Raw genomic sequence first — 13,408 nt, forward strand, 5'->3', positions numbered from 1 at the left:
TCCCTCCCACCTCGCGAGCCCCTCGAGCCCCGCGAGTCCCGCCCGCGGCGCGCGGCCCGCGCGTCAGGTGCGCAGCAGACGGGCGATCGCCTTCGTCGCCTCCTCCACCTTCGCGTCGATCTCGGCGCCGCCCTTGACCGCCGCGTCGGCGACGCAGTGGCGCAGGTGCTCTTCGAGCAGTTGCAGTGCGAAGGACTGGAGGGCCTTCGTACTGGCCGAGACCTGGGTGAGTATGTCGATGCAGTAGACGTCCTCGTCCACGAGCCGTTGCAGCCCGCGGATCTGGCCCTCGATCCGGCGCAGGCGCTTGAGGTGCTCGGCCTTCTGGTGGTGGTAGCCGTGCACGGCGGGGGCTTCGGGGCCCTCTTCCTGCGCGGGGCCGGCCGCCGCTGCCTCGGTGGTCGTCATGCGTCCTCCCGTGGTCCGTACTGTCCGTACTGGGGGTGTATACCCCTCATGGGTATAGGGTACCGGCCACCGCGCGCGGGGGCAGGGGCCCGTACTGCTTCACTCTGCCTGATGGAGGACACTGGGGAACCGCCGGTTAGCCGTGGCTGGAGGATGCGCCTAGCATCAGCCTGACCGAATCCAATGCACCCCGAGGACCTCACGTGCGATTTCGTCTGACCCCCAGGGAGACGAGCTTCTACGACATGTTCGCCGCCTCCGCGGACAACATCGTCACGGGCTCGAAGCTCCTGATGGAACTGCTCGGGGCGGACTCGTCCGCGCGGGCCGAGATCGCGGAGCGGATGCGGGCGGCGGAGCACGCGGGGGACGACGCGACCCACGCGATCTTCCACCAGCTGAACTCCTCCTTCATCACGCCGTTCGACCGCGAGGACATCTACAACCTGGCGTCCTGCCTCGACGACATCATGGACTTCATGGAGGAGGCGGTCGACCTGGTCGTCCTCTACCAGGTCGAGGAGCTGCCCAAGGGCGTCGAGCAGCAGATCGAGGTCCTGGCGCGGGCGGCTGAGCTGACCGCCGAGGCGATGCCGCACCTGCGGACGATGGACAACCTCACCGAGTACTGGATCGAGGTCAACCGGCTGGAGAACCAGGCCGACCAGATCCACCGCAAGCTGCTCGCCCACCTCTTCAACGGCAAGTACGACGCCATGGAGGTGCTCAAGCTCAAGCAGATCGTCGACGTGCTTGAAGAGGCCGCCGACGCGTTCGAGCACGTCGCGAACACGGTGGAGACCATCGCGGTCAAGGAGTCCTGAACCTCGTGGACACCTTCGCGCTGATCGTGACCATCGGTGTCGCGCTCGGCTTCACCTATACCAACGGCTTCCACGACTCGGCGAACGCGATCGCGACCTCGGTCTCGACGCGGGCGCTGACGCCGCGCGCCGCCCTCGCGATGGCGGCGGTGATGAACCTCGCCGGTGCCTTCCTGGGCAGCGGGGTGGCCAAGACGGTCAGCAAGGGGCTCATCGAGACCCCGCACGGTGACAGGGGGATGTGGATCCTCTTCTCCGCGCTGGTCGGGGCGATCGTCTGGAACCTTGTCACCTGGTACTTCGGCCTGCCGTCCTCCTCCTCGCACGCGCTGTTCGGCGGCATGGTGGGCGCGGCGCTGGCCGGCGGGATCGGCGTCATCTGGCACGGGGTGCTGGAGAAGGTCGTCATCCCGATGTTCCTGTCGCCGGTCGTCGGCCTGGTCGTGGGCTATCTGGTGATGGTCGCGATCATGTGGATGTTCCGCCGGTCCAACCCGCACAAGGCCAAGCGCGGCTTCCGCATCGCCCAGACCGTCTCGGCGGCCGCGATGGCCCTCGGTCACGGCCTGCAGGACGCGCAGAAGACGATGGGCATCGTGGTGATGGCCCTGGTCATCGCCGACGTCCAGAACGACGGCGACCCGATCCCGGTCTGGGTCAAGATCGCCTGTGCCGTGATGCTCTCGCTCGGTACGTACGCCGGCGGCTGGCGCATCATGCGCACCCTCGGCCGCAAGATCATCGAGCTGGACCCGCCGCAGGGCTTCGCCGCCGAGACCACGGGTGCGTCGATCATGTACACGGCGTCGTACCTGTACCAGGCGCCGATCTCCACCACCCACGTGATCACCTCGGCGATCATGGGCGTGGGCGCGACCAAGCGGGTGAACGCGGTTCGCTGGGGCGTCGCCAAGAACATCATCCTGGGATGGTTCATCACCATGCCCGCGGCGGCCATGGTGGCCGCGCTCAGTTTCTGGCTCGTGAACCTCGCCGTCGGCTGAGGCGACCGGCGGCAAAGAAGCGGGCCGGCTCCCCCCACCCAGGGGGAGCCGGCCCTTTTCTTTCTTTCGCCTTGCGGTGGCACCGCCATGCAGCACCGCAGGACGTCTTTCACATCCCGGCTCAGCCGAAGCGGCCCGAGATGTAGTCCTCGGTCGCCTGCACGGACGGGTTGGAGAAGATCCGGTCCGTGTCGTCGATCTCGACCAGCTTTCCGGGCTGGCCGACCGCGGAGAGGTTGAAGAAGGCGGTGCGGTCGGAGACGCGCGCGGCCTGCTGCATGTTGTGCGTCACGATGACGATCGTGAAGCGCTCCTTCAGCTCGCCGATCAGGTCCTCGATCGCGAGGGTGGAGATCGGGTCGAGGGCCGAGCAGGGCTCGTCCATCAGCAGGACCTGGGGCTCGACCGCGATGGCGCGGGCGATGCACAGGCGCTGCTGCTGGCCGCCGGAGAGGCCGGAGCCGGGCTTGTTCAGGCGGTCCTTGACCTCGTTCCAGAGGTTGGCGCCCTGGAGGGACTTCTCGACGATCTCGGTCAGCTCGGACTTGCGGAAGCTGCCGTTCAGGCGCAGGCCCGCCGCCACGTTGTCGAAGATCGACATGGTGGGGAAGGGGTTCGGGCGCTGGAAGACCATGCCGACCGTGCGGCGGACCGCGACCGGGTCGACGCCGGGACCGTACAGGTTCTCGTCGTCCAGCAGCACCTTGCCCTCGACGCGGCCACCGGGGGTGACCTCGTGCATGCGGTTCAGGGTGCGCAGGAAGGTGGACTTGCCACAGCCGGAGGGGCCGATGAAGGCCGTCACCGAGCGGGGCTCGACGGTCATGGAGATGTCGTCGATCGCCTTGTGGCTGCCGTAGAAGGCGGAGAGGCCGCTGACATCGATGCGCTTGGCCATGAGGGGGTCACTTCTCTTTCATGCGGTCACACGCGGCGGAGCCGCATAGTCGATACCTAGCGGCCGGTCTTCGGGGCCTTCCAGCGCGCGATACCGCGAGCCACCAGGTTCAAGATCATGACGAAGGCGATCAGGACGAGGGCTGCGCCCCAGGCCCGGTCGTAGGAGGCGTCACTGCCGACCTTGTACTGCTCCCAGATGTACAGGGGGAGCGAGGACTGCGCGCCTTCGAAGGGGTTGCCGTTGATCAGCTGGGTACCGAAGACCAGCAGCATGATCGGGGCGGTCTCACCGGCGATGCGGGCGATGGCCAGCATGACACCGGTGGAGATGCCGCCGATGGCGGTGGGGAGGACCACCTTGAGGATCACGCGCCACTTCGGGACGCCGAGGGCGAGGGCCGCCTCGCGCAGCTCGTTCGGGACGAGCTTGAGCATCTCCTCGGTGGAGCGGACCACGACCGGCATCATCAGGATCGACAGGGCCATGGCGCCGCCGAAACCGGAGGGGCCGAAGCCGAGCATCAGGTTCCAGGTCGTCAGGATGAACAGACCCGCGACGATGGAGGGGATGCCGGTCATGACGTCGACGAAGAAGGTCACGGACTTGGCCAGCGAGCCCCGGCCGTATTCGACCAGGTAGACCGCGGTCAGCAGGCCGATGGGGGCGGCGATCGCGGTGGCCAGGCCGACCTGCTCCATCGTGCCGAGCAGGGCGTGGTAGACGCCGCCGCCCTTCTCGAAGCTGGTCACGCCGTTCATCGAGTGGCTCAGGAAGGCCCCGTCGAGGACCTTGATGCCCTTGCTGATCGTGGTCCACAGCAGCGACACCAGCGGGACGACCGCGAGCAGGAAGCAGACCCACACGACGGAGGTCGCGACCCGGTCCTTGGCCTGGCGGCGGTTCTCGATGACCGCGCTGGCGGTGTACGTGATGGCGACGAACAGCAGCGCGGCGATCAGGCCCCACTGGATCCGGCTGGCGAGACCGAAGACGGCGCCGATGCCGCAGCCGAGGGCGACGGAGACGACCGCGATGCCGGCCGGGGCCCAGCGGGGCAGGCCACCGCGGGTGAGGCGGGTGGGGGCGACGGACTTGCGGGCCCGGGTGGGGCGCTGGTCCTGAATGACGTGGCTCATCAGGCGTTCGCCCCCGAGAAGTCCTTGCGACGGGCGATGATCAGCCGGGCCGCGCCGTTGACCAGCAGGGTGAGCAGGAAGAGCACCAGGCCGGAGGCGATCAGCGCGTCGCGGCCGTACTCGTTGGCCTCGTCGAACTTCGCGGCGATGTTCTGGGCGAAGGTGCCGCCGCCGGGGTCGAGGATGTGGCCGGAGATCAGGAAGCTCGGCGACAGGACGGTCGCGACGGCCATCGTCTCGCCGAGCGCGCGGCCGAGGCCCAGCATCGAGGCGGAGATGACGCCGGAGCGGCCGAAGGGCAGGACCGACATCCGGATGACCTCCCAGCGGGTCGCGCCGAGGGCCAGGGCGGCCTCCTCGTTCATGCGCGGGACCTGGAGGAAGACCTCGCGGCTGACGCTCGTGATGATCGGGAGGATCATGATCGCGAGCAGGATGCCGACGGTGAAGATCGAGCGGGCCACGCCGACCTGGGTCTTGTCGAAGACGTAGGTCCAGCCCATGTACTCGTCGAGCCAGAGGTTCAGGCCGCCGAGGTAGGGGACGAGGAAGAGCGCGCCCCAGATGCCGTAGACGATCGAGGGGACCGCGGCGAGCAGGTCGACCACGTACGCGAGCGGCTGGGCCAGCTTGCGCGGCGCGTAGTGCGAGATGAAGAGGGCGATGCCGACGGCGATCGGAACCGCGATGGCCATCGCGATGATCGAGCTGACGACGGTGCCGAAGAGCAGGACGGCTATGCCGAAGACGGGCGGGGTGGCCGACGCGTTCCAGTCGAGGGTGGTGAGGAAGTTGCCCTTGTTGCCCTCGAGGGCGATCGACGCACGGTAGGCGAGGAAGATGGCGATCGACGCCATGATCACCAGGAGCAGGATGCCGGAACCCTTGGAGAGCCCGGCGAAGATCTTGTCACCGGCGCGACCGGTGGACCTCGTGCTCTTGGCGACAGGCGGAGCCGTGTCTGTCTGGGTGGGTGTGGTGGAAGCCATGGTCTTTCCGGTCTGTGTGGGGGGCGGGCCCCCTGGCGGCGGTGCACCGGATTCCCCTGGGTGGAAGGGGAGGGTCCCCGGGCGCCTGCCCCTCCGGACGGGGAGGGGCAGGCACCGCGGGGCTCAGGATCAGGCCAGCGACTTGATGACTTCGCGGACCTTGGTGTTGATCTCGGCCGGGATCGGGGCGTAGCCGTTGTCCGTGAGGAGCTTCTGGCCCGCGTCCGAGGCGGTGTAGTTCAGGAAGGACTGCATGGTCTTGAGCGTGTCGGGCTTGTTGCCCTTGTCGCAGACGACCTCGTACGTGACCAGGACGATCGGGTAGGCACCCTCGGTCTTGGTGGCGTAGTCGAGCTTCAGGGCCAGGTCGGAGCCGGTGCCGACGACCTTGGCAGCGGCGATGGCCTTGGAGGCGTTCTCGGCCGAGGCCTTGACCGGGGCGGCGGCACCGGTGTTGATGTCGACCGTCTTGATGCTCTGCGAGGAGGCGTAGGACAGCTCGAAGTAGCCGATGGCGCCGTCGACCGACTTGACCTGGGAGGCGACGCTGGCGGAGCCGTTGGCGGACTGGCCACCGGGGGCCGGCCACTTCTTCGCGGGGTCGTAGGTCCAGGCGTCGGGCGCGGTGGCCTTGAGGTACTTGGTGAGGTTCTCGGTGGTGCCCGAGTCCTCGGAGCGGTGGAACGCCTGGATGGCGGTGGAGGGAAGCGTGACGCCCGGGTTCAGCTTCTTGATCGCCTCGTCGTCCCACTTCTTGATCTTGTCGTTGAAGATCGCGGCGAGGGTGGGGGCGTCCAGCGTCAGCTTGTCCACGCCGGCGACGTTGAAGCCGATGGCGATGGGGCCGCCGACCATGGGCAGGTTGATGCCCTGGCCGCCGGTGCAGACCTTCTTCGACGCCTCGACGTCGGCGGGCTTGAGCGGCGAGTCCGAGCCGGCGAAACCGACGGTGCCCTGGGTGAAGAGCGTGATGCCCTCACCGGAGGAGGAGGACTTGTAGTTGACCTCGACGCCCGAGCAGGCGGCCATGTAGTTCTTCACCCACAGGTCGACCGCGTTCTTCTGGGCGGAGGAGCCGGAAGCGAGGAGCTGGCCCTTGGCGCCGTCGCACTTGACGTCGCCGGCGGCGGCGGAGGGCTTCGCGGTGCCGGAGCCGTTGTCCTTGGTGGTGTTGTTGTCCGAACCGCACGCCGTGAGGACCAGGGCACCGGACACGACGAGCGCACCGAGCACGGAGGCACGGAGCCGGTTGTTGCGCTGAAGCTTCACTTTCGGGTGTTCCTTCCAGAAGCCGCCGGCCGCTTTCTGTATCGGGGCGGCGTGCGAAGAGGACTACGTCGGTCGCGCGGGGGCCGGGCCGATTCGGCGGGCGGCTCGCACCGTGCAGTTCCGAAATTAGGCAGATCAGGTGAAGCGGCCGACGGTCGTGAGTGAACGGACGGTGAACCGTGGCGGACGGCCTGGTGCGGGGGGCGGGTTGGTTGCCGGGGGGTATCGGGGCGTTACCTTGCCGTTATTGTGCCGTGACGTGGGTGGGGGTGGCGGCGGGGGGCCGGAGGGTGGCGTCTGTGGGGGTGGCCGGAAATCGCCGTCGCCGTTGCGGGCCCTGAGCCTGGCCCGGCCGCGGGTTCGGCCGGGCTGGAGTGGCCCCGGGGGTCAGGCCGTGGGGACTGCTGTGGGGAGCCACAGGTGGTGGAACGTGAAGCGGGCGGCTTCCACCTCGTGGCGCTGGTCGGCGTGGAGGACGCCGAGGGCGTAGGCCGTGGCGGGGGCGATGCGGGGGGTGCGGGCCGCCGTCGAGGAGGCGGCCGCCGCCTCGGCCGCGTCACGGTGGCGGTCCAGGGCCTCGCAGGCTGCCGCCAGCCGGGTCACGTCCTCGCCGAGGGCCTCCCGCGCGTACCGGTGCACCCGCAGCAGGCGGCGTACCTCGTGCCAGGGCGCGTCCTGGTGGGAGTCGTCGATCAGGGCGTCGGCGTTGTACGGCCGGGCCGCCCGGGTCAGCGGCAGCGCCGTCACGGCCGCGGACAGCCGGGACTCGGCGAGCGCGGCGAGGGGAACCAGTACGTCGTCCACCCGCCCCCGCGCCGCCACCGCGTTCAGCGGTACCTCGGAGGCCAGCACGGCCACCGCGTCGGCCACCGCGTGGAAGCGGGACGACCCGAGTGCCTGCAGGGTGGCCGAGTGGGCCCGCGTACGGGCCAGCGTCAGCTGCCGCTCCAGCAGCGCGGCCGCCCGCGCCGCGCCCACGGTGAGCGCGCCGGATCCGGCCGCGCCGCGCGGCGCGGGGACCTCCGGGGCCCCCGACAGCCGGTGCAGCGCGTCCAGCAGCCGGGTCAGCCGGGCCCCGTACGCGTGTTCGTCGGCCAGGGTCGAGGACAGCCACACCAGCTCGGTGCGCAGGCCGTCCGCCCAGGCGGATTCGGTGACCGACCTGAAGGTGGCCAGGGAGCCCCCGATGCGGCGCGCGGCCCCCCGCAGGCCGCGCGCCGCCTCGCTTCCGCCGTCCGCGTCGGCCCCGCTCGCCTCGTGCAGGCGCAAGCCCCGCAGGAAAGCGGTGGCCTGCGAGCGCAGGTAGGCGCCGAGCACATCGCCCGCCGTCGCCGTACCCGCTGTCAGGTCATGGTTTTGCTGAGCCACGCCGGCGCCTCCGGGCGTCTATGAGCATCTCCTGTACGTGCCGCAGCGGCTGGCCCTCGGAGTCCGTGCAGTGCCGGGTCCAGTTCCCGTCCGGTCCCAGGTGCCAGGAGGAGGTGGCATCGGACATGCCGGTCTCCAGCAGCCGGTCCAGGGCCGCGCGGTGTGCCGGATCGACGACCCTGACCAGGGCCTCGATGCGGCGGTCGAGATTGCGGTGCATCATGTCGGCGCTGCCGATCCACACCTCGGGCTCGCCGCCGTTGGCGAAGGCGAAGACCCGGGAGTGTTCGAGGAAGCGGCCGAGGATGGAGCGGACCCGGATGTTCTCCGAGAGCCCGGCGACGCCGGGGCGCACGGCGCAGATCCCGCGCACCCAGATGTCGACCGGTACGCCCGCCTGCGAGGCCCGGTAGAGCGAGTCGATCAGGGCCTCGTCGACGATCGAGTTGAGCTTGAGCCGGACGTACGCCGGGCGGCCCGCCTTCTGGTGGGCGGTCTCCTTGTCGATCCGGGAGACCAGGCCGTCGCGCAGCGACTTGGGCGCGGTCAGCAGCCGGCGGTAGGTCTCGCGGCGCGAGTAGCCGGACAGCCGGTTGAAGAGGTCGGAGAGGTCCGCGCCGACCTGCGGGTCCGCGGTGAGCAGGCCGAGGTCCTCGTAGAGGCGGGCGGTCTTGGGGTGGTAGTTGCCGGTGCCGACGTGCGCGTAGCGGCGCAGCGTGTCGCCTTCCTGGCGGACCACGAGGGAGAGCTTGGAGTGTGTCTTGAGGCCGACCAGGCCGTAGACGACGTGGCAGCCGGACTCCTCCAGCTTGCGCGCCCATTTGATGTTGGCCTGCTCGTCGAAGCGGGCCTTGATCTCGACGAGTACGAGGACCTGCTTGCCGGATTCGGCGGCGTCTATGAGGGCGTCGACGATCGGGGAGTCGCCGGAGGTCCGGTAGAGCGTCTGCTTGATCGCGAGGACGTCCGGGTCGGCGGCGGCCTGCTCCAGGAACGCCTGCACGGAGGTGGAGAACGAGTCGTACGGGTGGTGCAGGAGCACGTCCCGCTCGCGCAGCGCCGCGAAGATGTCCGGGGCGGAGGCCGATTCGACCTCGGCGAGGTCGCGGTGGGTTCCGGCGATGAACTTGGGGTACTTCAGCTCGGGCCGGTCCAGGGAGGCCACGCCGAAGAGCCCGGTCAGGTCCAGCGGGCCCGGCAGCGGGTACACCTCGGCCGCGGAGATCTTCAGCTCCTGGACGAGCAGGTCCAGTACGCCCGCGTCGATGGACTCCTCGACCTCCAGGCGCACGGGCGGGCCGAAGCGGCGCCGCATGAGCTCCTTCTCCAGGGCCTGGAGGAGGTTCTCCGCGTCGTCCTCCTCCACTTCCAGGTCCTCGTTGCGGGTCACCCGGAACATGTGCTGCGCCAGCACCTCCATGCCCGGGAACAGCTCCTCCAGGTGCGCGGCGATGACGTCCTCCAGCGGGACGTAGCGCTGCGGGGAGGCTTCGAGGAAGCGGGAGAGGAGCGGCGGGACCTTCACGCGGGCGAAGTGGCGGTGGCCGCTGACGGGGTTGCGCACGACGACGGCGAGGTTGAGCGAGAGCCCGGAGATGTACGGGAAGGGGTGCGCGGGGTCCACGGCCAGCGGGGTGAGCACCGGGAAGATCTGGTTGCGGAACAGGGTGAAGAGGCGCGCCTGCTCCTTCTCGGTGAGGTCGTGCCAGCGGATGAGGTGGATGCCCTCTTCGGCGAGCTGGGGGGCCACGTCCTGCTGGTAGCAGGCGGCGTGGCGGGCCATGAGTTCGCGCGAGCGGGTCCAGATGAGGTCGAGGACCTCGCGCGGCTGGAGGCCGGAGGCCGAGCGGGTGGCGACGCCGGTGGCGATGCGCCGCTTGAGGCCGGCCACCCGGACCATGAAGAACTCGTCGAGGTTGCTCGCGAAGATGGCGAGGAAGTTGGCGCGTTCCAGGAGCGGGGTCGCCGGGTCCTCGGCGAGTTCCAGCACCCGCTCGTTGAAGGCGAGCCAGCTGCGCTCCCGGTCGAGGAAGCGGCCGGCGGGCAGCTCGCCGTCGTCCTTGAGCTCGTACGCGTCGAGATCCGCGTCGAGGTCGGGTTCGAGATCCACGTGGGGGCGGTGCGCGGCTATGGACCCCAGGCGTGCGTGCCGCTCGGCCTGGGAGTGCTGGACGGGGACCTCGGTGGGGCTGGCGCCGGGCTTGTGGCTCATGACTCCATTCTTCCGCGCACGCGGGAAGACAGGCGCGTCGGAAGCGTCCGCGAGTGGTCGAAGTCCTGGCTGCATGCACGGAGAGTCGCAAGCGCGTCTGAATGCCCGGTTAATGGCGTGTGGCATCCAGGGTGCTGCTGGTGTCCGGGGTGGCGCGGGGGTCCCGGGGCGCGCGCGGGCGCGCCCCGGGCCCGGGCCGTGAGCCGACGTGGCCGGTTCGGCCGTTCGGTCAGCTCTCGGTGCGGTACATCAGGTCCACCTCGTGCGTGACGAAGCCGAGGCCCTCGTAGACGGCGAGGGCCGCGGGGTTGTCGGCGTCCACGTACAGCATGGCGGTGGGGAGCCCGGCCGCGGCCAGATGGCGCAGTCCGATGGCGGTGAGGGCCTTGCCGAGGCCGCCGCCCTGGGCGCCGGGCAGGACGCCGACCACGTAGACCTCGCCGAGCTGCTGTTCGGCGTGGACCTTGGTCCAGTGGAAGCCGACGAGCCGGCCGTCGCGCTCGGCGAGGAAGAAGCCCTTCGGGTCGAACCAGGGCTGCGCGATCCGGTCGTCGAGGTCCCGCTGGTCGAGCGAGCCCTGTTCGGGGTGGTGGGCGAAGGCCGCCGCGTTCGCCGCGAGCCAGGCCGCGTCGTCCGCGCCGGGTACGAAGGTGCGTACGGTCACTCCCGCGGGCAGGGCCGGATCGGGCAGCGGGGCCGCGTCCGGGCCGAGCGGGCGGCGCAGCTGGCGCAGCTCGCGGAAGAGGGTCAGGCCCAGTACCTGGGCGAGGTGGCGGGCGGCGGAGCGGCCGCCGTGGGCCCACATCCGGATCCGCTTGCCGGAGGCGGCGAGCAGGGCCGAGCCCAGTGCCCGCCCGTGCCCGCGGCCGCGCAGGGAGGGGTGCACCACGAGCTCGGCGGCGGGCGCCTCCACCGGGTCGGTGTCCTCCAGCTGCGCGTATCCGGTGAGCCGTCCGTCCACGGTGAGCAGGAGGTGCCGGATCCCGGCGCGGCGGCCGCCGCGCAGCCGGAGCCGCCCCTGTTCCGACACGGCGGTGGTGCCGTCCGTGCGGGCCGCGTCCTCGATCAGTGTGAGGACGGCGTCGGCCTGTTCCTCCGTCAGTTCGTCGAGGGTCTCAATCTGCCGTCCCGGCTCCAGGGCCGCTGCTGCGTCAGTCATGGCACGAGACTACGACCGCGGCCTCGCCTTGACGTGCCCTCCCGGCCGGGGCGTTGGTGGTGCGGGTGAGCGACACCACACGGGTGAACCCCGCGCGTAACCGGCTCGCAACCCGTTACCCCCTGTCGTGCTACGCGCGTTGACCTTAGGCTGCGGGACGCCTCCCAGTTCGTATCGCTGTCCAAAAGGGGAATAAATGTCAGCGACGCCACAACGGCACCGCCGAGCCCGCCGGTTGACCTTCGCCGCCATCGCCCTGACCGCAGGGGCGGGGGCCATGGTCGCCGCCGCCCTCCCGGCCGGGGCCGCCAGTGGCGGCGGTACCGGCCCCGGCCGGACCGTCGACGTGCAGATGCTGTCCTTCAACGACTTCCACGGCACCCTGGAGCCCCCGCAGGGCTCCTCCGGCAACGTGACCGAGCGTCAGGCGGACGGCAGCACCAAAGCCATACCGGCGGGCGGTGTCGAATACCTCGCCACCAGCCTGCGCGAGGCCCGCAAGGGCCACGAGTACTCCGTCACCGCCGCCGCCGGTGACATCATCGGGGCCAGCCCGCTGCTGTCGGGGCTCTTCCACGACGAGCCGACCGTCGAGGCGATGAACAAGATCGGCCTGGACGTCACCAGCGTCGGCAACCACGAGTTCGACGAGGGCAAGAACGAGCTGCGCCGCATGGCGTACGGCGGTTGCCACCCGGTCGACGGCTGCGCCGAGAACGGCGGCAGCTACACGGGCGCGGAGTTCAAGTACCTCGCCGCGAACGTGACGGACGAGAAGACCAACCGTCCGATGATGTCGCCCACCTTCATCTGGAAGAAGGGGGACGTGAAGATCGGTTTCATCGGCGTCACCCTGGAGGGCACTCCGGACGTCGTGACCGCCGACGGGGTCAAGGGCCTCAAGTTCGGTGACGAGGTCGAGACGATCAACAAGTACGCCGATGAGCTGAACAAGCAGGGCGTCAAGTCGATCGTCGCGCTGATCCACGAGGGCGGCCTGCCCGCCAACGGCGCCTACAACTACGACTGCGACGCCCCGGGCGCCGGCGCCGGCATCTCGGGCGCGATCGTGGACATCGCCAAGAACGTGGACCCGAAGGTCGACGCCCTGGTGACCGGCCACACGCACCAGGCGTACGCGTGCAACATCCCCGACCCGGCGGGCAACCCGCGCATGGTCACCTCGGCCGCCTCCTACGGCCGGGTGTTCACGGACACCACGCTGACCTACGACCGGCAGACCAAGGACATCGTCCGTACGCCGATCAGCGCGCCCAAGCCGGTCAACAAGGTCGTCTCCCGCAGCCAGCCCAAGGCCGCGGACATGACCGAGCTGATCCAGCGCTGGACCGCCCTCGCGGCGCCGATCGCGAACCGCCCGCAGGGCTTCATCTCGGCGGACATCCCCGGCCGCGGCTCGGAGAAGTTCGAGAAGCCGCTCGGTGACGTGATCGCCGACGCGCAGCTGGAGGCGCTGGCCCCGGCCGACAAGGGTGGTGCGCAGCTGGCCATCATGAACCCGGGCGGCATCCGCGCGGACCTGGCCTACAAGGCCGCGGGCGCCGAGGGCGACGGGGTGGTGACGTACGGAGAGTCGTACACCGTGCAGCCCTTCACCAACATGATGAACGTCGTGGACCTGACCGGGGCGCAGCTCATCACCGCGCTCCAGCAGCAGGTCAGCGGCACGGTCAACGGCCCGAACCCGAAGATCCTGCAGATCTCCAAGGGGCTGACCTACACCCTGGACACGACGAAGTCGGGCGCGGACCGGATCGTCGTGGACTCGGTGAAGCTGAACGGCGCGGCCCTGGACCCGGCGAAGACCTACCGGGTCGCGATGAACGAGTTCCTCGCGGGCGGCGGTGACGGCTTCACCATCCTGAAGGAGCACAAGAACAAGCTGGTGGGCGCGTCCGACCTGGACTGCTTCAACGCCTACCTGGCGAACCACTCGTCGCAGGCCGCTCCGCTGGCCCCGCCGGCGGCCGACCGGATCACGGTCATCCAGTAGGACCCGCACGGCACGACAGGGGGCGGTGGGCCGGTGGCCCGCCGCCCCTTGTCGTGCGTCCGCTTCCCATCCGTGCTTACCCGTGGGTAGTAATGCCGGGCTCCGCACGCCATAATCCGGGCCA

General features: G+C 69.9%; 11 protein-coding genes. 3 read left to right on the forward strand and 8 right to left on the reverse strand.

What is annotated here, in order from left to right:
• Nucleotides 1-63: 63 nt before the first annotated feature.
• Nucleotides 64-408, reverse strand: a complete 345-nt coding sequence (locus ABT084_RS21775) for a metal-sensitive transcriptional regulator (protein ID WP_351046325.1) — start codon at nt 406-408, stop codon at nt 64-66.
• Nucleotides 409-611: 203 nt separating this feature from the next.
• On the opposite strand from ABT084_RS21775, the gene ABT084_RS21780 reads away from it, so the two are divergent.
• Together ABT084_RS21780 and ABT084_RS21785 are read left to right on the forward strand one after the other, a co-directional pair.
• On the forward strand, nt 612-1,232 hold the full coding sequence (locus ABT084_RS21780) for a DUF47 domain-containing protein (RefSeq protein WP_351046327.1): 621 nt from the start codon (nt 612-614) through the stop codon (nt 1,230-1,232).
• A 5-nt stretch (nt 1,233-1,237) separates the two neighbouring features.
• Nucleotides 1,238-2,236, forward strand: a complete 999-nt coding sequence (locus ABT084_RS21785; RefSeq protein ID WP_351046331.1) for an inorganic phosphate transporter — start codon at nt 1,238-1,240, stop codon at nt 2,234-2,236.
• A gap of 121 nt (nt 2,237-2,357) precedes the next feature.
• On the opposite strand, the gene pstB is transcribed toward ABT084_RS21785, so the two are convergent.
• The 7 genes from pstB to mshD all read right to left on the reverse strand — a co-directional run bounded on the left by pstB (nt 2,358) and on the right by mshD (nt 11,270).
• A complete protein-coding gene (pstB, locus tag ABT084_RS21790; protein ID WP_351046334.1) occupies nt 2,358-3,134 on the reverse strand; it encodes a phosphate ABC transporter ATP-binding protein PstB in 777 nt (258 codons plus the stop codon).
• Nucleotides 3,135-3,190: 56 nt separating this feature from the next.
• Nucleotides 3,191-4,273, reverse strand: coding sequence for a phosphate ABC transporter permease PstA (gene pstA / locus ABT084_RS21795; protein WP_351046336.1), 1,083 nt, complete (start codon nt 4,271-4,273; stop codon nt 3,191-3,193).
• Complete coding sequence (gene pstC, locus ABT084_RS21800; protein WP_351046339.1) at nt 4,273-5,262, reverse strand: phosphate ABC transporter permease subunit PstC; 990 nt, start codon at nt 5,260-5,262, stop codon at nt 4,273-4,275. Before pstC ends, pstA begins: the two co-directional genes overlap by 1 nt.
• A 129-nt stretch (nt 5,263-5,391) precedes the next feature.
• Nucleotides 5,392-6,531: a phosphate ABC transporter substrate-binding protein PstS gene (gene pstS, locus ABT084_RS21805; protein ID WP_351046342.1), complete on the reverse strand. Its 1,140-nt coding sequence runs from the start codon at nt 6,529-6,531 to the stop codon at nt 5,392-5,394.
• Nucleotides 6,532-6,918: 387 nt separating this feature from the next.
• Nucleotides 6,919-7,899, reverse strand: coding sequence for a CHAD domain-containing protein (locus ABT084_RS21810; protein WP_351046344.1), 981 nt, complete (start codon nt 7,897-7,899; stop codon nt 6,919-6,921).
• Nucleotides 7,880-10,111, reverse strand: coding sequence for an RNA degradosome polyphosphate kinase (locus ABT084_RS21815; protein WP_351046347.1), 2,232 nt, complete (start codon nt 10,109-10,111; stop codon nt 7,880-7,882). Before ABT084_RS21815 ends, ABT084_RS21810 begins: the two co-directional genes overlap by 20 nt.
• A 229-nt stretch (nt 10,112-10,340) precedes the next feature.
• Nucleotides 10,341-11,270 carry a mycothiol synthase gene (mshD, locus tag ABT084_RS21820; RefSeq protein ID WP_351046350.1) on the reverse strand — a complete coding sequence of 310 codons (930 nt, stop codon included), beginning with the start codon at nt 11,268-11,270 and terminating at the stop codon, nt 10,341-10,343.
• Nucleotides 11,271-11,466: 196 nt separating this feature from the next.
• On the opposite strand from mshD, the gene ABT084_RS21825 reads away from it, so the two are divergent.
• On the forward strand, nt 11,467-13,284 hold the full coding sequence (locus ABT084_RS21825; RefSeq protein WP_351046353.1) for a bifunctional metallophosphatase/5'-nucleotidase: 1,818 nt from the start codon (nt 11,467-11,469) through the stop codon (nt 13,282-13,284).
• Nucleotides 13,285-13,408: the final 124 nt, after the last annotated feature.

Origin of the sequence: Streptomyces sp. NPDC002138, assembly GCF_040296485.1 — a bacterium.
In the GTDB taxonomy this organism is placed as follows: Bacteria; Actinomycetota; Actinomycetes; order Streptomycetales; family Streptomycetaceae; genus Streptomyces.

Coding starts and splice junctions, on each gene's coding strand:
- ABT084_RS21815 (WP_351046347.1), bottom strand. CDS start 10,111: ATGAGCCACAAGCCCGGCGCCAGCCCCACCGAGGTCCCCGTCCAGCAC.
- mshD (WP_351046350.1), bottom strand. CDS start 11,270: ATGACTGACGCAGCAGCGGCCCTGGAGCCGGGACGGCAGATTGAGACC.
- pstB (WP_351046334.1), bottom strand. CDS start 3,134: ATGGCCAAGCGCATCGATGTCAGCGGCCTCTCCGCCTTCTACGGCAGC.
- ABT084_RS21775 (WP_351046325.1), bottom strand. CDS start 408: ATGACGACCACCGAGGCAGCGGCGGCCGGCCCCGCGCAGGAAGAGGGC.
- ABT084_RS21825 (WP_351046353.1), top strand. CDS start 11,467: ATGTCAGCGACGCCACAACGGCACCGCCGAGCCCGCCGGTTGACCTTC.
- pstC (WP_351046339.1), bottom strand. CDS start 5,262: ATGGCTTCCACCACACCCACCCAGACAGACACGGCTCCGCCTGTCGCC.
- pstA (WP_351046336.1), bottom strand. CDS start 4,273: ATGAGCCACGTCATTCAGGACCAGCGCCCCACCCGGGCCCGCAAGTCC.